Source organism: Rhizobium sp. AP16 (assembly GCF_000281735.1).
Taxonomy (GTDB): domain Bacteria; phylum Pseudomonadota; class Alphaproteobacteria; order Rhizobiales; family Rhizobiaceae; genus Rhizobium; species Rhizobium rhizogenes.
The window spans coordinates 46,902-65,308 of record NZ_AJVM01000089.1 but is presented as its reverse complement, the minus strand read 5'-3'; the positions used below and the strand labels follow the sequence as shown (position 1 = coordinate 65,308).

18 protein-coding genes and 1 pseudogene are annotated in these 18,407 nt (G+C 60.3%); 13 read left to right on the top strand and 6 right to left on the bottom strand.

The features are described 5' to 3' along the window. Positions 1-108 precede the first annotated feature (108 nt). The 5 genes and pseudogenes from PMI03_RS30020 to PMI03_RS30000 form a co-directional block, all read right to left on the bottom strand. A pseudogene (locus tag PMI03_RS30020) lies at positions 109-549 on the bottom strand (radical SAM protein); the annotation flags it as partial. Continuing rightward, a complete protein-coding gene (locus PMI03_RS30015) occupies positions 546-1,121 on the bottom strand; it encodes a biotin transporter BioY (protein WP_007703359.1) in 576 nt (191 codons plus the stop codon). The gene PMI03_RS30015 and the pseudogene PMI03_RS30020, both read right to left, overlap by 4 nt. Before the next feature lie 343 nt (positions 1,122-1,464). Beyond that, positions 1,465-2,385, bottom strand: a complete 921-nt coding sequence (locus tag PMI03_RS30010) for an NAD(P)-dependent oxidoreductase (RefSeq protein ID WP_007703357.1) — start codon at positions 2,383-2,385, stop codon at positions 1,465-1,467. Then, positions 2,382-3,245, bottom strand: coding sequence for a glycosyltransferase (locus tag PMI03_RS30005; RefSeq protein ID WP_052034315.1), 864 nt, complete (start codon positions 3,243-3,245; stop codon positions 2,382-2,384). The genes PMI03_RS30010 and PMI03_RS30005 overlap by 4 nt, the downstream gene beginning before the upstream one ends. Then, complete coding sequence (locus PMI03_RS30000) at positions 3,245-4,465, bottom strand: NAD-dependent epimerase/dehydratase family protein (RefSeq protein ID WP_007703352.1); 1,221 nt, start codon at positions 4,463-4,465, stop codon at positions 3,245-3,247. Before PMI03_RS30000 ends, PMI03_RS30005 begins: the two co-directional genes overlap by 1 nt. Positions 4,466-4,601: 136 nt before the next feature. Between PMI03_RS30000 and ybgC the strand changes: the two genes are divergently transcribed. The 13 genes from ybgC (at position 4,602) to PMI03_RS29935 (ending at position 17,653) form a co-directional block, all read left to right on the top strand. Beyond that, positions 4,602-5,057 carry a tol-pal system-associated acyl-CoA thioesterase gene (gene ybgC / locus PMI03_RS29995; RefSeq protein WP_007703348.1) on the top strand — a complete coding sequence of 152 codons (456 nt, stop codon included), beginning with the start codon at positions 4,602-4,604 and terminating at the stop codon, positions 5,055-5,057. A 417-nt stretch (positions 5,058-5,474) separates the two neighbouring features. Then, the gene (tolQ, locus tag PMI03_RS29990) at positions 5,475-6,197 is read left to right on the top strand and encodes a protein TolQ (RefSeq protein ID WP_007703346.1); all 723 of its coding nucleotides are present in this window, start codon (positions 5,475-5,477) and stop codon (positions 6,195-6,197) included. A gap of 27 nt (positions 6,198-6,224) precedes the next feature. Next, positions 6,225-6,683: a protein TolR gene (gene tolR, locus PMI03_RS29985; protein WP_007703344.1), complete on the top strand. Its 459-nt coding sequence runs from the start codon at positions 6,225-6,227 to the stop codon at positions 6,681-6,683. Positions 6,684-6,692: 9 nt separating this feature from the next. Next, complete coding sequence (locus tag PMI03_RS29980; protein WP_007703342.1) at positions 6,693-7,925, top strand: hypothetical protein; 1,233 nt, start codon at positions 6,693-6,695, stop codon at positions 7,923-7,925. Positions 7,926-7,939: 14 nt separating this feature from the next. Continuing rightward, positions 7,940-8,365 carry a TonB C-terminal domain-containing protein gene (locus tag PMI03_RS29975; protein WP_150192530.1) on the top strand — a complete coding sequence of 142 codons (426 nt, stop codon included), beginning with the start codon at positions 7,940-7,942 and terminating at the stop codon, positions 8,363-8,365. A 20-nt stretch (positions 8,366-8,385) separates the two neighbouring features. Beyond that, on the top strand, positions 8,386-9,690 hold the full coding sequence (gene tolB / locus PMI03_RS29970) for a Tol-Pal system beta propeller repeat protein TolB (protein ID WP_039974925.1): 1,305 nt from the start codon (positions 8,386-8,388) through the stop codon (positions 9,688-9,690). Between the two features lie 155 nt (positions 9,691-9,845). Then, positions 9,846-10,379 (top strand): peptidoglycan-associated lipoprotein Pal, encoded by a 534-nt coding sequence (pal, locus tag PMI03_RS29965; protein WP_007703336.1) that lies wholly within the window; start codon positions 9,846-9,848, stop codon positions 10,377-10,379. A gap of 161 nt (positions 10,380-10,540) precedes the next feature. Further along, complete coding sequence (ybgF, locus tag PMI03_RS29960) at positions 10,541-11,608, top strand: tol-pal system protein YbgF (RefSeq protein WP_007703333.1); 1,068 nt, start codon at positions 10,541-10,543, stop codon at positions 11,606-11,608. A 5-nt stretch (positions 11,609-11,613) separates the two neighbouring features. Continuing rightward, on the top strand, positions 11,614-12,936 hold the full coding sequence (gene tilS, locus PMI03_RS29955; RefSeq protein WP_007703331.1) for a tRNA lysidine(34) synthetase TilS: 1,323 nt from the start codon (positions 11,614-11,616) through the stop codon (positions 12,934-12,936). A gap of 125 nt (positions 12,937-13,061) precedes the next feature. Next, on the top strand, positions 13,062-15,005 hold the full coding sequence (gene ftsH / locus PMI03_RS29950; RefSeq protein WP_007703330.1) for an ATP-dependent zinc metalloprotease FtsH: 1,944 nt from the start codon (positions 13,062-13,064) through the stop codon (positions 15,003-15,005). Between the two features lie 239 nt (positions 15,006-15,244). After that, complete coding sequence (gene glmM, locus PMI03_RS29945; RefSeq protein ID WP_012652248.1) at positions 15,245-16,597, top strand: phosphoglucosamine mutase; 1,353 nt, start codon at positions 15,245-15,247, stop codon at positions 16,595-16,597. Between the two features lie 170 nt (positions 16,598-16,767). Continuing rightward, positions 16,768-17,226, top strand: coding sequence for a MarR family winged helix-turn-helix transcriptional regulator (locus tag PMI03_RS29940; protein ID WP_007703325.1), 459 nt, complete (start codon positions 16,768-16,770; stop codon positions 17,224-17,226). Positions 17,227-17,302: 76 nt separating this feature from the next. Then, positions 17,303-17,653, top strand: a complete 351-nt coding sequence (locus tag PMI03_RS29935; protein ID WP_007703317.1) for a hypothetical protein — start codon at positions 17,303-17,305, stop codon at positions 17,651-17,653. A 22-nt stretch (positions 17,654-17,675) separates the two neighbouring features. Here PMI03_RS29935 and PMI03_RS29930 read toward each other — a convergent pair whose 3' ends face one another. Beyond that, the gene (locus PMI03_RS29930) at positions 17,676-18,191 is read right to left on the bottom strand and encodes an SH3 domain-containing protein (protein ID WP_007703315.1); all 516 of its coding nucleotides are present in this window, start codon (positions 18,189-18,191) and stop codon (positions 17,676-17,678) included. Positions 18,192-18,407 lie beyond the last annotated feature (216 nt).

Here is an 18,407-nt window from a genome sequence, read left to right as displayed (position 1 = left end):
TTTTTTTTAATGATACGGCGACCACCGAGATCTACACTCTTTCCCTACACGACGCTCTTCCGATCTGCATCTGGCCTTGGCGGCCCTGCTTCGCATCGTGTGTGAGGGTTCGGCCTGATGCGGCTTCAGCATCCCGAGCGTGACGCAAGCCTCCATGCCGAGTGCGCGGACGCCCTTGACCATCTCGATGACGGCATCGAACTCGCGGCCGTCGCGGACCTGGCGCCAGGCAGCACCCATGCAGAAGCGCTCCGCTCCGGCCGCTCTGGCGGTCGCCGCCATCGCCACCACGCTTTCAGGATCCATCAGCCTGTCCCGGGTCAGATCCACCTCGCGATGATGCGCCGATTGCGGGCAATAGGCGCAATTTTCCGGGCAGCCGCCAGTCTTGATGGACAGCAGGCTGGCCTTCTGAACCTTGTTTGGGTCGTGATGCATGCGGTGCACGGCATTGGCCCGCCCGACAAGCTCCAGCAAAGGCAGATTGTGCAGGGCGACGATTTCGTCGATGGCCCAGTCATGCCGGATCGTACCATCCGCCGCCATCATGGGCGTTTCCCCTGAAGCTGAGCGAGCGTGGTCGACAATATCGCTGCACCTACTGCAACGAGGCCGATTTTCATGAGGTCGCCGAGTAGGAACGGTACGACGCCGACGCTCAGCAGGCGATCGAGTGGCACATAGGCCGCGAGCCATGCCGCGCCGAGTGCATAGACAGTCACGAGACCGATGAGCATCGCGCTCACCCGTCCGAAGGTGCCTTTGCCAAGCGCCAATGTACCGACCAGCCAGGAGGCGGCAAGATAACCGGCGAGATAGCCGCCTGTTGGTCCGACCATATAGGCAAGCCCGATGCCGCGCTCCGGCGAGCCGGAGAAGACGGGCAGCCCCGCGGCGCCGGCTGCGAGATAGGTCAGGAAAATCGAGACGGCGATGCGCGGCCCAAAGGCGATCGCGAATGCCATGACGGCGAGCGTATGCAGGGTCATCGGCACAGGCCAGAACGGAATCTGCGTCTTGGCGGCAATCGTCATCAGCGCCGCGCCGGCAATGATTGTCAGCGCGGTTCGCACGGGAGATGTAAGCCGGCTCTCGACGGGGCTGGCGGTGGGATGAGTCATGCTGTCGCTCCTCAATGTCAAATTATAGATAATATTGCGATTCTATCGCTAAAATAATCTACAAAATTGCCACGATGGCAATAGCGGATCACGCAAAATCTATATCGACGGGGAAACCGGCGTGCTGGACGCTGGAGTTCGGAGGTGCTCTGCTGTTTCGCTGGGCATCTGCGAGAGGCAAAAAAACGGTTATTTTGCTCCAAATATGCAATAATATCACCGGAATTGAGCGATAGTCACGATCGGATGGCAAGAGCTTTTGCCGATCGCCGTCGCGTTCTATTGTTGTTTTATTTTTATAGATAATTTACAGAGCTGTACGCTGGCCTTCAGCGTGCTGCTTTCATAAGCCCAAGGCGTTGAAAGACGGATGCTGTTGCGTCGCGGTTTTCGCCAAGCTCTCGATAGTTTCTTTCAGTGCTTCGATCCCGCCGCCGCGCCAGCCGAGTGCGCGGATTTTCGATGTGTCCATCTCGCCGACGCCGCTGTGCGGGGCCGGAGAGGGCAGGGCGTGCGGACAGCCGGTTGCTCTTTGCAGATACCCGAGAATCTCATGCGTGTCGGTCAGGACATCGGAGAGATTGAACGCCCGGCCGTCGATGCGGCTCGTCTCGGTTTCCAGAAGCAGGCGCACGGCGCGGCCGAGGTCTCGGCCATGGACTTCGGTTCCGGCGCGCGAGGCAACGGGCTTTCCGGCGAGATAATCGGCGAAAATTTCGTCCCATTTGTTCGGACGAAGGTCGCCATAGACGCCGGTGGCTCTGAGGCTTGCTGTCGCAAAGCCGGCAACGGAGAGGGAGAAGAGTGCATGCTCGGCGTCGCGCTTCACTTCGCCGTACAGCGTCTTCGGCGCCGGTTTGCTTGTCTCCGTCAGCACCTCGCCGGTCGGCCGGCCGCCATAGACGGCGCGTGACGACAGAAAGATGCAGCGGCGGATGCCGGCCTGCTTTGCCGTCTCAAACAGTTTGACGGTGCCATCCAGATTGAGCCGGCGAAAACCTTCGGCATCCTCACCCTCGCCGCCGCGATATTTGCCAGGGACATGGCTGAAAGCCGCATGAACGAAGAAATAGGCGTCGTCGAAAGCATCGCTTTGATTTTCGGAGGGATCGAGGCTCAGCGGCACGAAGGTGACGGGCTGTGCAAAGAGACCGGGTTGCGGTGGGCTGCGGCTGCCGACGGCGACCTGGTATCCGGCGGAAAGCAGTTCCTCGACGATGTAGCGGCCGACGAGACCTGTTCCGCCTGATACCAGGACTTTCATACGGCCTCTTCCGGATTGGCGAAGGCGGAGACGTCGGGCACGTCGCGCCCGGCATGGAAATCATGCCACAGATCGATCAGCGGTTTCAGTTTGTCGGCCTTCGGATGTTTTTCCTCCCAAGGCTTCTCATATTGGTAGTGCAGGATCGAAATGCTGCTCCAGTCCCAAAGCGCGGGCATGGTGAACCACACATATTGCAGCATGTTCATGAAGACCGGCAGACCATGCCAGTCCGGGAAGAACGTCTCGAGAAAGGTCTGGTCGGTACGCCGCCAGAAAACACCGGGACTGTCCAGCAGCGTCAGCATGTCCTTAAAGGTCGCGAGCGAAGGCTTGGCAACAAAGACGCCGGAGTTCATCCGATGAAAATCGGCAAGACTTTCATAGACATTGGGTGCGGCGGAGAATTCAGGATAGTCGAAGAGCTTGTCGACATTCTTCAATACCAGCGCATCCGCATCGATGAAGACGCAGGTGTCGTAGTCGATGAGCTGCCAGAGCCGCAGCTTGCAGAAATTGTCGAGCGGCGAATGGAAGGACGGCTTGCGGCCCTTGGTGAAGGGCGCATTGGCGTGGAGATTACCGCGTGCGTGGCGCTCGTTGAATTCGTCGGAAAGCGGCAGGTGGTCCACATCCACCAGCCGGCAGCCGAGTTCTTCCAACGGCACCAGGTCGCTTTCATCAACGCCGGCGGTGTGCAGTACGACGATATCCGCCCTGGTGCCTGTGCGCGCAATCGAGTGCGCCAGTGCCAATGCGCCCATGGCATAGTCGGCGTTGGTGACGAGCGTGACGAAGGCTTGCCGCGCCCGTGATCTGCTGCGCGGCCGCACCCCCAGCAGCTGTTCGCTCCCGAACATCATGAGACGGACTTCAATCGCTTGCCTTCGGGATCGTGATTGACCGTCGTCGCAATATCCTTGGTCCAGGCGGAAACGGCCGGGACGCGCGAGCGGTCGACGCGGTAGGCGTATTTCCTGGCGACATCGACGATCTCGCTCAGGAGCCCCGCCTGTAGCGTAGTCGGCGCCAGGCCGAGACCGAGGAACTTGTCGTTCTTGACGATCAGGTCGTTCTCCGGGGCTTCCTTGCGTGGATTGGGCAGGCGGACGATCTCCGCACCGCTCATCTTGGCGATCATTTCGGCGAGATCGCGGACGCGATGCGTCTCCGTCATCTGGTTGAAGATCTCGACGCGGGCATTGCGTGCCGGCGGGTTCTTCAATGCCAGCTCGATGCACCGTACCGAATCCTGAATATGGATGAAGGCGCGGGTCTGGCCGCCGGTGCCGTGTACCGTCAGGGGATAGCCGATCGCCGCCTGGATGAGGAAGCGATTGAGCACCGTGCCATAGTCGCCATCATAGTCGAAACGGTTGATCAATTGTTCGTGACGGCGGGTCTGTTCCGTATGCGTGCCCCAGACGATGCCCTGATGCAGGTCGGTGATCCTAAGCCCGTCATTCTTGGCATAGAACTGGAAGAGAAGCTGATCCAGGCACTTGGTCATGTGATAGATCGAGCCCGGATTGGCCGGATAGAGGATTTCCTGGCTGACGCTGCGCCCATCGGCCGTCTCGATGCCGACCGGCAGATAGCCCTCCGGAATGGCGGCGCCGACCGTCGAATAGCCGTAGACGCCCATGGTGCCGAGATGGACGAGATGGGCGTCGAGGTTGAGCTCGACCAGCGCGTTCAAGAGGTTGTGCGTGGAGCTGACATTGTTGTTGACCGTGTAGTTCTTGTGGCGGTCGCTCTTCATCGAATAGGGCGCGGCGCGCTGCTCGGCGAAGTGCACGATGGCATCCGGGCGATGCTCGGCAAGCCACTTCTTCAAAAGCTCATAGTCCTTGGAAAGGTCGATGAGGTTGAAGTGGATGCGGCGGCCGGTCTCGGCGTGCCAGATGCGGGTGCGCTCCTGGATTGAATCCATCGGGGTCAGCGATTGCACACCAAGCTCGGTGTCGATCCAGCGGCGGGAGAGATTATCGAGAATATGGACCTCATGACCGGCATCGGAGAGATGCAGCGAGGTAGGCCAACCAATGAAACCGTCGCCGCCCATTACCGCTATTTTCATGAGATCGTTCCTTCTGCATCGTTCGCTATCCGGCACCATCCCGGATAGTCAGAATCTGTGACAATTGTTCAAAGCTTGCTTGATGGCAGAACTTCGGCCAAAGAGAGCCCGATAATTTTTTGGAGAAGCGGCAACGATGAACAGCCCCTTTCTGATTGCCGGGGAACTGGAAGCCGGTAGCCACCGGCTGGTGCAGCGAGTCTATTATGAGGATACGGATTTTTCCGGCCTCGTCTATCACGCGCGCTATCTACATTTCCTCGAAAGGGGGCGTACGGACTATCTGCGCTGCCTCGGCGTGGAGCAGCGAGAGCTGCTGAATGCCGACGAAGAAGGGCTGGTTTTCGTCGTCCACCGCATGGAGATCGACTTCAAGGGACCGGCGCGGATGGACGATATTCTGACGATCCGCACCGTGACCGAGAAGGCCGGGGGCGCCAAGATGGTGCTTTCCCAGGAAATCCGGCGCGATGACACGCTGCTGATCGCAGCCAAGGTCATTATCGCGGTGATCAACGCCAAAGGGCGGCCGCGGCGGCTGCCGGAGAAACTGGCGGCGCAGATGCTGGTGGCGTCGGAGGCTGCGCTTTAGTGTCGCATTAGCGGTTGCTTGCGGATTTGGAAGGCGTCATGCGGGTCAATGCTGCGGCGCCCAAAAGCCTTCTTGCTTAAACATGAGTTTTGTGTGAAGGAATTGCCGCGCGCAAGATCTGTTTGCGTCCGCCGCCGGCACAGCCCGGTCATTTCTTTCCAGGAGCTAGAATAGCCTTCACTGTTAAATCTTTCATGTTTCGACGCTAACATTCTTTTAACCATAATAGTGTCTTACTGATCGCGTCAGAGTTTGTGCGGTGCACGCCTTCCTTTGACCAAATTTGACGGCAAGAAGGCAGTATAGCTTGGAAGGCTTGACCAGGGCGTTCAGCGGCGGCTGCCAAACAATTCTTGTGAGATCACTTTTAGCCGCCCGGTCTAGCACCGGGCGTTTGGATTCGGGGATTTTGGATCAATGGAACAAGTAGCATTGGCCGCGGCCACCACACCGGACATCACACTCTGGTCACTCTTCATGCAGGCAGGCTTGGTGGTCAAGCTCGTCATGCTCGGTCTGCTCGCGGCGTCCGTATGGACCTGGGCGATCGTCATCGACAAATATCTGAGCTTTGCCCGGGCACGCCGGCAGTTCGATCATTTCGAACAGGTCTTCTGGTCCGGCCAGTCGCTCGAAGAGCTCTACCGCACGCTTTCGGAGCGCACCAATACCGGCCTCAGCGCCATCTTCGTCGCCGCCATGCGCGAATGGAAGAAGTCGTTCGAGCGCGGCGCACGGTCGCCGATCGGCTTGCAGATGCGTATCGACCGCGCCATGGACGTCACGCTGGCGCGTGAATCGGAGCATCTGGGCGCCCGCCTCGGATCGCTGGCGACCATCGGCTCGGCCGGTCCGTTCATCGGTTTGTTCGGTACGGTTGTCGGTATCATGACCTCGTTCCAGGCGATCGCCGGTTCGAAGTCGACCAATCTCGCGGTCGTCGCTCCGGGTATCGCCGAAGCTCTGCTCGCAACCGCTATCGGCCTCGTCGCCGCTATTCCGGCGGTTATCGCCTACAACAAGTTCTCGGCCGATGCCGGCAAGCTGTCGGCGCGCATGGAAGGATTTGCGGATGAATTCTCCGCCATCCTGTCGCGCCAGATCGACGAGAAGCTGCAGCCTCGCCAGGCTGCTCAGTAAAGCACAGACGGAACCGGAGTAACTCATATGGGAATGTCTGTTGGAGGCAATGGTGGCGGCGGTGGCCGCCGGGGCGGTCGTCGCGGCGGAGGCCGGGGCGGCCCGATCTCCGAGATCAACGTGACGCCGCTGGTTGACGTCATGCTCGTGCTGCTCATCATCTTCATGGTGGCCGCGCCGATGATGACGTCTGGCGTACCGATCGATCTGCCGCAGACGCAGGCCGGTGCATTGAATGCCCAGACCCAGCCCATCACGATTTCGATCAAGGCCGATGGTCAGGTTTATATCGGGGAATCCGAGATCCAGGCGACCGATATAGCGGCCAAACTGCAGGCGATTGCCACGACCGGCTACAGCGAGCGCATCTTCGTGAAGGGTGATGCAAAAGCGCCTTACGGCGTGATCGCCGACGTGATGTCGCGCATTCAGGAGGCCGGCTACAAGAATATCGGCCTGGTCACGCAGCAGACAACGGATCACTGACGGATCGACATGAAGCGCAGTCTCGTCACATCGGCGGTTTTTCATATCCTGGTGCTGGTCGGCGCCATGCTGACGCTGACCGCGCCGGCACCACTGGAGACGCCGGAAAGCACGGCGATGGATGTCGACATCGTGACGGCAGACCAGCTCCAGCAGGGTGAGAAGAAGGCGCCGGTGACGGATCACGTCTCCCGCAAGCAGACCACGAAGCAGGATCAGGTCGCCAACGCTCAGAACGTTGGTGAGAACAACGTCGATATCAAAAACCCGGTCGTGCCGACCCAGCGGCCGGAGAGCGACACGGCGGCGCTAGCACCGAAAAAGGTGGACGCGCCCGTTCCGCAGAACGATCCGCGACCGAACGACGTCAAGACGATCGAGCAGAAGGACACCGAGGCTGCGCCGAAGGAAGTGGCTGCTGTTCCACAGCAGAAGCCGGACGTGACGCCCACTCCGACACCGAAGACCGATCCTACGCCGCCGACGCCGAAGGCTGATGTGACGCCGACGCCGCCTCCGACCGAGCAGCCAACGCAGCAGGCTGAAATACCTGTGCCGAACAACGTTCCCGTACCGGATGTCAAGCCGCAGCCCACGCCGCCGAAGACCGCCGAGCAAAAGCCTGAGGTCAAACCTGCGCCGAAGCCGGATGTGAAGGTGGCCGACGCCAAGCCGACGGACAAGACGACGACGCAGAGCACCAGCAAGACCACCTCGGCGGACGACGGCAAGAAGGATGCTGACAAGAAGAGCGAGACGGCCAAGAGCGCCAAGTCGGCCGCCAGTGATTTCAACGCTGATGATATTTCGGCGATGTTGAACAACACATCGTCGAAGGGCGGTGCGGCGCGTTCATCGAAGCAGGCTTCTGCCGGTGCGGAAACTAATGTTGCTTCACGCGGCGGGATGAAGTCGCTTGGCGCAGGTAAGCTCAGCCAGAGCCAGCAGGACGGCTTGCGCGACCTGATCGCCAAGTACTGGAACCTGATGCCGGGCCTGGAAGGTGCGGGCGATGTGCGGATCAAGGTGCACTTCAGGCTCGATAAGTCTGGGCAGATTGTGGGTGAACCGGATGCTACGACGAGTGGCGGCCCGGCTTCGACACAGTCGGCTATGCAGAGCGCCGCTGTGCGCGCTGTGATGCGGGCGCAGTCGGATTACCTAAAGATCCTGCCGCCGGACAAATATGAAGACTGGCAGGAAGTCGTCGTCAATTTCAGTGCAGCGGACCTGGGAATGTGATGCGGAAGGGCTTGATGAACAAGGTCTGGCGTCACCTCACCTGTCCGTCGCTGCTGGCGCTAGCTGTCGCCGTCGCTGTGGCCGCTCCGGCCATCGCCGGAAGCCAAACGGTCGATGGCGCTGACAAGACGGGTTTCAGTCAAGCTGAAATGCTCGCGTTCCATGAGCAGGTCACGAAGAATTGGAATATCCCAGCTGATTTGCCTCATGCTAACAAAGTACGTGTCGCAGTGCACATGAAACTCGATCGATCCGGCCAAATTATTGGCAGCCCCGAGGTGACGGCAACCGGTGGGCCGGAACAGACGCGTAACGCGGTCGCGAAGAGGGCCTCTCGTGCTGTTCTCAGATCCGCCCCCTTCAAGAACCTGCCGCTCGATAAATACGATGCCTGGAAAGAAGTCATCATCAACTTCGACACCAGCAACCTGGCGCATTAATGCTGAAAGGCTTGGCACACATGTTCAAAAAACCCTTCATCCGTCTCCTGCTGGTGCTGGCGGGCCTGGTGGCAGCCTATGCTTCGCCCGCTTACGCCGTGGTCGAGATCAACATCAACAAGGGCAATGTCCAGCCCATGCCGATCGCCATCACCGATCTGCTGTCGAATGATGGTCTCGGAGCACAGATCTCAGGCGTCATTGCCGCCGACCTGCAGCGGTCTGGCCTGTTCGCGCCGATCAACAAGCAGGCCTTCATCGAGAAGATCAGCAATCCGGACTCGACCCCGCGCTTCCCGGACTGGACGGCGATCAATGCTCAGGCATTGGTGACCGGTCGCGTGACGCAGGACGGGGGTCGTCTTCGCGCCGAATTCCGTCTGTGGGACACCTTTGGCAACAGCCAGATGATCGGCCAGCAGTTCTATGCCCAGCCGGACAACTGGCGCCGTGTCGCCCATATCATCGCTGACGCGATCTATGAGAAGATCACCGGTGAAAAGGGCTACTTCGACACCCGCGTCGTCTTCGTCGCCGAAAGCGGTCCGAAGACTGCCCGCAAGACGCAGCTCGCCATCATGGATCAGGACGGCGCCAATGTCCGCATGCTGACCAACGGCAGCGACCTCGTGCTGACGCCGCGCTTCTCGCCGAGCCGGCAGGAAGTGACCTATATGTCCTTCGCCAACCAGCAGCCGCGCGTCTATCTGCTGCAGCTGCAGACGGGCCAGCGCGAAATCGTCGGCAACTTCCCCGGCATGACCTTCTCGCCGCGCTTCTCGCCGGATGGCCAGCGGGTGATCATGAGCCTGCAGCAGGAAGGCAATGCCAACATCTATACGATGGATCTGCGCTCGCGCACCACGACGCGCCTGACGTCGACGGCTGCCATCGACACCTCGCCGTCCTATTCGCCCGACGGCACGCAGGTCGCCTTCGAAAGCGATCGCGGCGGCAAGCAGCAGATCTATGTCATGAACGCCGATGGCTCCAACCAGCGCCGTATCTCGTTCGGTGACGGTTCCTATTCGACACCGGTCTGGTCGCCGCGCGGCGATCTCATCGCCTTCACCAAGCAGTCGGGCGGGAGCTTCTCGATCGGCGTGATGAAGACGGACGGTTCGGGTGAGCGCCTGTTGACCACGGGCTTCCACAATGAAGGTCCGACCTGGGCGCCGAACGGCCGTGTCATCATGTTCTTCCGCGAGCCTGCCGGCTCCAGCGGCCCGCAGCTCTATTCGATCGATCTGACCGGTTACAACGAGCAGAAGATCCCGACTCCGGGCTTCGCTTCCGACCCGGCCTGGTCGCCGCTTCTCGAGTAGAGAAGGCGCGCGCCACGTTATCGCCGCAAAGTCCTGTGACTGGACCAGTTAAGGACAATTTTAAGACAGCATTAACCATATTTGTTGAAATCGGATTAACCGCATCCGGTTACAGTCTGGCAACCCTGATAGAGATGTTTAAGGAGAGACCGGCCATGAGCCGCATCGCTACCCCGGCCCTTGGCCACATGCAGACCCTCGCACGCAACCCGATCATGATCGCGCTTTTCGTCGGCCTTTCGTTGGCTGGCTGCGCCTCCAAGAAGGGCCTGCCGAACGATGCCAACGGCCTTGGCCTCAATGGCGCCGGCAGTGCTACTCCGGGCTCGCCGCAGGACTTCACGGTCAATGTCGGCGATCGCATCTTCTTCGACACCGACAGCACGTCGATCCGTTCTGACGCTTCCCAGACGCTCGACCGTCAGGCTCAGTGGCTTGCCCGTTATCCGAACTACGCAATCACCGTCGAAGGCCATGCTGACGAACGCGGCACTCGCGAATACAACCTGGCTCTCGGCGCACGTCGCGCTGCCGCTACCAAGGACTATCTCGCTTCGCGTGGTGTTCCGGCTCAGCGCATGAAGACGATTTCCTACGGTAAGGAACGCCCGGTTGCGACCTGCGACGATATTTCCTGCTGGTCGCAGAACCGTCGCGCTGTCACCGTGCTCAACGGCGCCGGTTCCTAATAGCCGAAATTCCGCTCAAAACGTGCAAAGGCGGCCCCCGTGGCCGCCTTTGTTTTTTTGACCACACTTTGGCCGAACTCCGTTGCTTTTTGAGAGTAATTGTAAAAATCTCCTGTGTTGTGCCCAAGGCGCGAAGAATCAATGGAACAGGATAGATCCATATGAGAAAACTTGTCGTGGCGAGCGTACTTTGCCTCGCTGCTATTGTCGGCAGCGAGCGTGACGCTTCCGCCCTTTCGCTTTTCGGACTGCATCTAGGCGGCCGTGGTGCCTCGGAACAAGCCGCTCCGAGCAATGCCGCTCGTCAGGGCCAGGCCGAACAAGCGCCTGTCATCAACATTCAGAGCAGCAATGCGGAAGTCCGTTTGCAGCAACTCGAGGACCAGATGCGCCAGTTGAACGGCCGCGTCGAGGAGATGAGCTATCAGTTGCTGCAGATGCAGGAGCAGATTCGCAAGACGCAGGAAGACAATGAATTCCGCTTCCAGCAGCTTGAAAAGCGCGGCGGCGGTGGTGGTAACAGCAGCGGCGGCGGTTCGGCTAATCCCCCCGGCGGTGGCACCACGACGATCGGCGGCGGCTCGATGAAGAAGAGCGAAGCCGATGTTCCGGCTCAGGCACCGGCTGGCGGCCAGCAGGACGATATCGCCGGCGTCATCGGCGATTCAGGCAGCGACATGCCGGCCACGGCTCAGCAGAGCGGTGGCTCCGGCAAACCGCCGACCCAGCTCGGCTCGATCCAGCTGGATCAGAATGGCAAGCAGATCGGCGCGACGGCGTCGCGTGCGAATAATAGCTCCGGCGCACCGCCGAGCGCGGGTTCCGGCACGCAGACGGCTTCGCTCGGCAGCGAGAACGATGAGTACAAGGCCGCCTATGGCCACGTCCTGTCCGGCGACTACAGCGTCGCCGAACAGGAGTTCCGCCAGTATATCGACAGCTATCCGAGCAGCAGCCGTTCGGCGGACGCCAATTTCTGGCTTGGCGAAGCGCTCTATTCGCAGGGCAAGTACAATGATGCCGCCAAGACCTTCCTGAACGCGCATCAAAAATACAGCACCTCCGAGAAGGCGCCGGAGATGCTCCTGAAGCTCGGCATGTCGCTCGCCGCCCTCGACAACAAGGACACGGCCTGCGCGACGCTGCGCGAAGTGACCAAGCGTTATCCGAAGGCTTCGAAGCCCGTTACCAACAAGGTGGCCAGCGAAGAAAAACGTCTTGCCTGCTGATTGCCATGTTTGCTGACGCTGCGAATGGTGCTGCCACAGTGCAAATGCCCGAAGCCGCAGCGGCCGATTTCATTCATTCCCTTTTCAAACCTGCGCATATTTTGGTCGCCATTTCCGGCGGCAGCGATTCCACCGGCCTCCTGGCCGCTCTTGCAGAGCATCTGAAATCCCTTCCGAATTCCGACGTCACCCTCTCCGCCGCCACCATTGATCATGGGCTGCGCGCCGAAGCCGCCGAGGAGGCGCGCGAAGTCGCCGCTTTCTGCGCATCGCTTGGAATTGCGCATGTCACGCGGCGATGGGAGGGCGAGAAGCCGAAAAGCGGCATCATGGCCGCCGCCCGCGAAGCGCGCTATGGGCTGCTCGCCGAAATCTCCGCCGAAATCTCGGCCAATGTCATCGTCACCGCCCATACAATCGACGATCAGCGCGAGACGCTGGCCATGCGAACGGCACGCCTGAACGAAGGTGAGGCTGGGGCGGGAACGGGCATTGCCGAGGCGATGCTGTTCGACCGGCGCATCTGGATCGTCAGGCCGTTTCTTGCCTGCCGTCGCGCGGATATTCGCGCCTATCTCGATGGGAGTGGCATGTCCTGGCTGGACGACCCAAGCAACGAGGATGTCCGCTACGAGCGCGTCCGCACACGCAAAAGCCTGTTGCAGGAACCGGCGCTGTTTCCTCTGCCGGACGCAGCGGCTGCGCGCGCGGCGCTGTCGGCCGACGCTGCGGCGTGGCTGGGGGAACATGTTGTGGTTCATGCAGGCGTCCTCTGCGCCATCAGCCGCAAAGCGCTCTCGGCCGATGAAGGCGTCATCGCCTATGCACTCTGTTATCTCGCCGCCGTCTTCGGTGGCGAATCCTATGGACCTGGTCGCGAACGGATGCGCCGCATTCTGGATTTCATCGGCGAGGGCAGGCCGGGTCGGCGTACGGCCGGCGGTGTCGTCTTCGATCTGCGACGGGACGGGCTTTACCTCATGCGCGAGAGCCGCGATATCCGGCCACTGGTGCTTGCCGCCGGAGCTGATGGTATCTGGGATGGCCGCTTCCGGATCGGCAATCACGGAGTAGCCGCCATTTGCGTCGAAGCTACGGGTACAACGGGAGCAATGGAATTTCCGGAAGAGTTGCCGAAAGGCGCGGTGCAGCGGGCGAGCGCCGTGCTGCCGAAAGTCGTCGCGGGTGACGAGGGCGCTGCCGCGTGGGTCACGATTGCGCCCTATCTGGCGCCCTTCGACCGCTTTTTGACACGATTCAATCTCACATTCGCCAACCGGTTGGCGGCTTGCCTCGGCCGCGAACCCTATGTGTCGCCGCCGCTTTGAGACTTATTGACGGAATAAAGCATGTGTCGGTGTGGTTTGCCTTGGCAACGGCTTGGCGCAACCCTATGTTAGGGATCAAGTAATGCCGCCGTTTAACGGTGGAAGTTTCAGTGCTGGGGAGTTCGATGAACCCTAATTTTCGTAATTTCGCTCTATGGGCAATCATAGCTCTGCTATTGATTGCCTTGTTCAGTATGTTCCAGAACGCGCCGGCACAAACAGGCTCCAGGGAAATTCCATATTCGCAATTCCTGCGGGAAGTTGATTCCGGCCGTGTCCGCGACGTTACCGTCACGGGCAATCGCGTGGTCGGCAGCTATGTCGAGAATGGAACACCCTTCCAGACCTATGCCCCGGTCGTGGATGACAGCCTGCTTGATCGCCTGCAAAGCAAGAACGTCAACATTGTCGGCCGTCCGGAATCGGATGGCTCTTCGAGCTTCCTGAGCTATCTCGGCACGCTGCTGCCGATGCTTCTGATCCTCGGCGTCTGGCTGTTCTTCATGCGGCAGATGCAGGGTGGCTCACGCGGCGCGATGGGCTTTGGTAAATCCAAGGCCAAGCTTCTGACTGAAGCGCATGGCCGCGTCACCTTCGACGATGTCGCCGGTGTCGACGAAGCCAAGCAGGACTTGGAAGAAATCGTCGAATTCCTGCGCGATCCGCAGAAGTTCCAGCGTCTTGGCGGCCGTATTCCGCGCGGTGTCCTTCTGGTCGGCCCTCCCGGCACCGGTAAGACGCTTCTGGCGCGTGCCATCGCCGGCGAAGCCAACGTGCCGTTCTTCACGATTTCGGGTTCCGACTTCGTGGAAATGTTCGTCGGTGTCGGCGCAAGCCGCGTCCGCGACATGTTCGAGCAGGCCAAGAAGAACGCGCCCTGCATCATCTTCATCGACGAAATCGACGCTGTCGGCCGCCATCGTGGCGCCGGTCTCGGCGGCGGCAACGATGAACGCGAGCAGACGCTGAACCAGTTGCTTGTCGAGATGGACGGTTTCGAAGCCAATGAGGGCATCATCCTCATTGCCGCCACCAACCGTCCTGACGTTCTCGACCCGGCGCTGTTGCGTCCGGGCCGCTTCGACCGTCAGGTCGTCGTGCCGAACCCCGATATCATCGGCCGCGAGCGTATCCTCAAGGTACATGCCCGCAATGTTCCGCTGGCTCCGAACGTCGATCTGAAGACGCTTGCCCGTGGCACGCCCGGCTTCTCCGGTGCCGATTTGATGAACCTCGTCAACGAAGCTGCCCTGATGGCCGCCCGCCGCAATAAGCGCCTGGTGACCATGCAGGAATTCGAAGACGCCAAGGACAAGATCATGATGGGCGCGGAGCGCCGCTCTTCGGCGATGACCGAAGCGGAAAAGAAGCTCACCGCCTATCACGAAGCCGGTCACGCGATCACGGCGCTCTATGTCGCCCTTGCCGACCCGCTGCATAAGGCGACCATCATCCCGCGCGGCCGTGCGCTTGGCATGGTCATGCAGCTTCCCGAGGGCGACCGTTACTCGATGAGCTATAAGTGGATGGTATCGCGCCTCTGCATCATGATGGGTGGCCGCGTTGCGGAAGAGCTGACCTTTGGCAAGGAGAACATCACCTCCGGCGCATCCTCGGATATCGAGCAGGCCACCAAGCTTGCCCGCGCCATGGTCACGCAATGGGGCTTCTCCGACGAGCTCGGCCTGGTTGCCTATGGCGAAAACCAGCAGGAAGTCTTCCTCGGTCACTCCGTCTCGCAGTCGAAGAACGTTTCGGAAGCGACCGCGCAGAAGATCGACAACGAAGTCCGCCGCCTGATCGACCAGGCTTACCGTCAAGCCAAGGATATCCTTACCGAACAGCATGACGGGTTCGTGGCGATCGCCGAAGGCCTGCTCGAATACGAAACGCTGAGCGGTGAAGAGATCAAGGCGCTTATTCGCGGAGAAAAGCCCGCCCGCGATCTTGGCGACGACACGCCGCCGAGCCGTGGTTCGGCTGTGCCGAAGACCGGCGCCAAGAAGGACGGTTCGCTCGGCAACAAGGGCGATGAGCCCGAGGGCGATCTGGAGCCGCAGCCGCACTAACGGTTGAGGCAATACAGCCTAAATGAAGAGGCCAGCTCCCTTGCAACCGGGAACTGGCCTTTTTTAGTGCTTTTTAACGGTAACGCGGTGTAATAGGCATTCTCGGTAATTTAAGTGCCGAGTTTTGCAATCTGTGGCATGAGCCTCAAGCATCGATGTTCGCGCCGCCCATGGACTTCACGGGAGCTGAACGGGATGCCGCGGTCCCACAGTGGGACGCCGCAATCACGGGAGTGCATATGAAACGTCGCTATTTCGGAACGGACGGAATCCGCGGACAATCCAACATCTATCCGATGACGCCGGATCTTGCCATGCGCGTGGGTATCGCTGCTGGCACGATCTTCCATCGGGGCAGCCACCGCCATCGCGTGGTCATCGGCAAGGATACGCGTCTTTCCGGCTATATGCTGGAAAACGCCATGGTGGCGGGCTTTACCGCCGCCGGCGTCGATGCCTTCGTTCTCGGCCCGATCCCAACGCCCGCCGTTGCCATGCTGACGCGGTCGCTGCGTGCCGATATCGGCGTGATGATCTCCGCTTCGCATAATCCTTACGAAGACAACGGCATCAAGCTTTTCGGCCCCGACGGCTACAAGCTGTCCGACGATCTCGAGATGAAGATCGAGGATCTGCTCGAGAAGGACATGACGGCGCATCTCGCCAAGTCCGAGAATATCGGTCGCGCCAAGCGCGTCGATGGCGTGCATGACCGCTATATCGAGCATGCCAAACGCACGCTGCCGCGCGACGTGACGTTGCAGGGCCTGCGCATCGCCATCGACTGTGCCAATGGCGCTGCCTACAAGGTCGCACCGGCCGTGCTGTGGGAACTCGGCGCGGAGGTCGTCACCATCGGCAACGAGCCGAACGGCACCAACATCAATCTCAACTGCGGTTCCACCAGCCCGGTCGCACTGCAAAAGAAGGTGGACGAAGTGCGGGCCGATATCGGCATCGCGCTCGACGGCGACGCCGACCGCGTCATCATCGTCGACGAGACCGGCACCATCATCGATGGCGACCAGCTGATGGCCGTCATCGCCGAGAGCTGGGCGGAAAACCAGTCACTGCGTGGCAATGGCATCGTCGCTACCGTCATGTCCAATCTCGGCCTTGAGCGCTTCCTGGAAGACCGGGGCATGGCGCTTGCGCGCACCGCGGTCGGCGACCGTCATGTCGTCGAACACATGCGCCAGCACAATTTCAATGTCGGCGGCGAGCAGTCCGGCCATATCGTGCTCTCCGACTATGGCACGACCGGTGACGGCCTCGTGGCGGCGTTGCAGATTCTCGCCGTGGTCAAGCGTACCGGCAAGCCGGTCAGCGAAGTCTGCCGGCGTTTCGAGCCTGTGCCGCAGCTGCTGCGCAATGTCCGCATTTCCGGCGGCAAGCCGCTGGAGGACAACCAGGTGCGCAAGGCAATCGCCGATGCGGAGAGCGAGCTTGCCCGCAACGGCCGCCTGGTCATCCGCCCCTCGGGCACCGAGCCGCTGATCCGCGTCATGGCGGAAGGCGACGATCGCGGCCAGATCGAGCGCATCGTCGGCGGCCTGATCGACGTGATTTCGAGCGTTCGCAACGCGGCCTGATCCGGGCAATCCGTTATTGATATCCAAGTATTGGACCTGTGGCCGCCCCATCGAGGGCGGCCTTGTCGTTTTAAGGTTGCGCTGCAAGGTTCAGAGATGCGTCGGAGATGGCAAGCCTGATTCCATATATGAAGATTACCTTTGTAGTTTAGCTTCCTATATGCTAAGTCATGCGTATGAACGACCAATCGGATCGACCGCAACTCGCTGTTGCCGCCACTATCGCGCAGGACCTGCGCAGCGTCGTGAGTAAGCTCAAGCGCCGACTGCGCGATCAGGCTGACGTGGGAGACCTGACGCCGGCGCAGGCATCGGTGCTTCTTCGTCTTGAGAAAGACGGTCCGATGACGACATCGAGCCTGGCCAGAGCCGAGGGCATGCGACCGCAATCGATGGGAGCGATCATCGCGGCCCTGGACGCAGCTGGGCTTGTGAGGGGAACAGCCGATCCAAATGATGGGCGGCAAACGATCCTGTCGATCACTGAGGCCTGTCGCAGATGGATCGAGGAAGGCCGGGCGGCGCGGCAGGACTGGCTTTCGCGTGCGATAGAAACACGGCTCTCCAGCGAGGAGCAGGACCATCTTCTGTCTGCTGTCAAACTGCTCCAGCGGCTTGCTGACGACTGACTTCACAGATTTCAATCCCGAGATCGGCCAGCCACCGGAAATATCGTCAACCCGCTTGCATCGAGGACTGCCTGATATGCAATGGCCCTATCTTTTATCGTATTTCTTCGGTGGTCTGTTTCTCATGAACGCCGTGCCGCATGCGGTCAGTGGGGTCATGGGTCGGCCGTTCCAGACTCCCTTCGCCAAGCCACCGGGACAAGGCCTGTCCTCGTCGAGCGTCAACGTGCTTTGGGGCTTCGCCAATCTGATCATTGCCTATCTTCTGCTCTGCGACGTCGGTGATTTCTCGCTGCACAACTTGCCCGACGTCCTAGCCGTCGGCTTGGGAGCTGTCCTCATCGCTCTATTTTCGGCACGGCACTTCAGTCGTTTTCACGGCGGCAACACCCCCGGGAACACTGATGGCAAGCGAATAGTCTTATAGTTGAAACACTATCAAGCCGATATCATTGGAACATTTCGCCGGGATAGGCACCCCATAGCAGGTCCTGTCTGATATAGCCGCGCGCGGAATGCTCGCGTACGGAAACGTTGCACCATGCGCCGGTGCAGGAATGCAACGAAAGCAGCACCCGGGGTTGCAGCTCAGCAATGAGGTTGGCTGTCTTTTCCGGGCCGCCATGCAGCATGGCATTCGTCTTCAGCCAGGGCGCGACCACCGCTGTCCGCTGTCCCGAAAGTAGCGCGCCGTGCATCCATCCAGTGGTGCCAGTGTCGTCGCGTACTTGCCGCCAGCGACCGTATTCGTCGATGATTTCCAGCGGCAGGCCGGGCTTCATATAGATCCATTTGGTGGCGTAGATCGTCGATGGTCCGACGCGCATGCGCGCCTTGTGTGCTTTCAGCGAGACGTAGCGGGGGATCGGCAGCCCGGTCTCCCGCCCCTTGTTCCAGGCCGTGGCCGCGACGGGCTGGGCTGGCATCGGCGTGGCGAGCGCAGCGGAGGTCAGGAAGCCCAACATCAGGCAGAAGCCGGCACATAGCTTGCGAAAGTAAGTCAGCGACTTCCTCCTTGGTTCGGGCCCTGGTGAGCATCATGGTAACGGCTCGATTCTTGCCAATTGGTTTAAAAGTCGTCGGTGGCATGGGCTTCAAGCCATCTCGGCCTGGAACACGAGGCTCTGGCCGATCAAGTTATCCTGCTGTTAAAGCACTATAATTATTAATTACTAATGTAC

Excerpts from the sequence above, each read along its gene's own strand:
- tolR (WP_007703344.1), top strand. The coding sequence starts at position 6,225 with ATGGGAATGTCTGTTGGAGGCAATGGTGGCGGCGGTGGCCGCCGGGGC.
- tolB (WP_039974925.1), top strand. The coding sequence starts at position 8,386 with ATGTTCAAAAAACCCTTCATCCGTCTCCTGCTGGTGCTGGCGGGCCTG.
- PMI03_RS29930 (WP_007703315.1), bottom strand. The coding sequence starts at position 18,191 with ATGTTGGGCTTCCTGACCTCCGCTGCGCTCGCCACGCCGATGCCAGCC.
- glmM (WP_012652248.1), top strand. The coding sequence starts at position 15,245 with ATGAAACGTCGCTATTTCGGAACGGACGGAATCCGCGGACAATCCAAC.
- ftsH (WP_007703330.1), top strand. The coding sequence starts at position 13,062 with ATGAACCCTAATTTTCGTAATTTCGCTCTATGGGCAATCATAGCTCTG.
- PMI03_RS30015 (WP_007703359.1), bottom strand. The coding sequence starts at position 1,121 with ATGACTCATCCCACCGCCAGCCCCGTCGAGAGCCGGCTTACATCTCCC.
- PMI03_RS29940 (WP_007703325.1), top strand. The coding sequence starts at position 16,768 with ATGCGTATGAACGACCAATCGGATCGACCGCAACTCGCTGTTGCCGCC.
- pal (WP_007703336.1), top strand. The coding sequence starts at position 9,846 with ATGAGCCGCATCGCTACCCCGGCCCTTGGCCACATGCAGACCCTCGCA.
- tolQ (WP_007703346.1), top strand. The coding sequence starts at position 5,475 with ATGGAACAAGTAGCATTGGCCGCGGCCACCACACCGGACATCACACTC.
- ybgF (WP_007703333.1), top strand. The coding sequence starts at position 10,541 with ATGAGAAAACTTGTCGTGGCGAGCGTACTTTGCCTCGCTGCTATTGTC.
- PMI03_RS30000 (WP_007703352.1), bottom strand. The coding sequence starts at position 4,465 with ATGAAAATAGCGGTAATGGGCGGCGACGGTTTCATTGGTTGGCCTACC.
- PMI03_RS29935 (WP_007703317.1), top strand. The coding sequence starts at position 17,303 with ATGCAATGGCCCTATCTTTTATCGTATTTCTTCGGTGGTCTGTTTCTC.
- PMI03_RS30005 (WP_052034315.1), bottom strand. The coding sequence starts at position 3,245 with ATGTTCGGGAGCGAACAGCTGCTGGGGGTGCGGCCGCGCAGCAGATCA.
- ybgC (WP_007703348.1), top strand. The coding sequence starts at position 4,602 with ATGAACAGCCCCTTTCTGATTGCCGGGGAACTGGAAGCCGGTAGCCAC.
- PMI03_RS30010 (WP_007703357.1), bottom strand. The coding sequence starts at position 2,385 with ATGAAAGTCCTGGTATCAGGCGGAACAGGTCTCGTCGGCCGCTACATC.
- PMI03_RS29980 (WP_007703342.1), top strand. The coding sequence starts at position 6,693 with ATGAAGCGCAGTCTCGTCACATCGGCGGTTTTTCATATCCTGGTGCTG.
- tilS (WP_007703331.1), top strand. The coding sequence starts at position 11,614 with ATGTTTGCTGACGCTGCGAATGGTGCTGCCACAGTGCAAATGCCCGAA.
- PMI03_RS29975 (WP_150192530.1), top strand. The coding sequence starts at position 7,940 with ATGAACAAGGTCTGGCGTCACCTCACCTGTCCGTCGCTGCTGGCGCTA.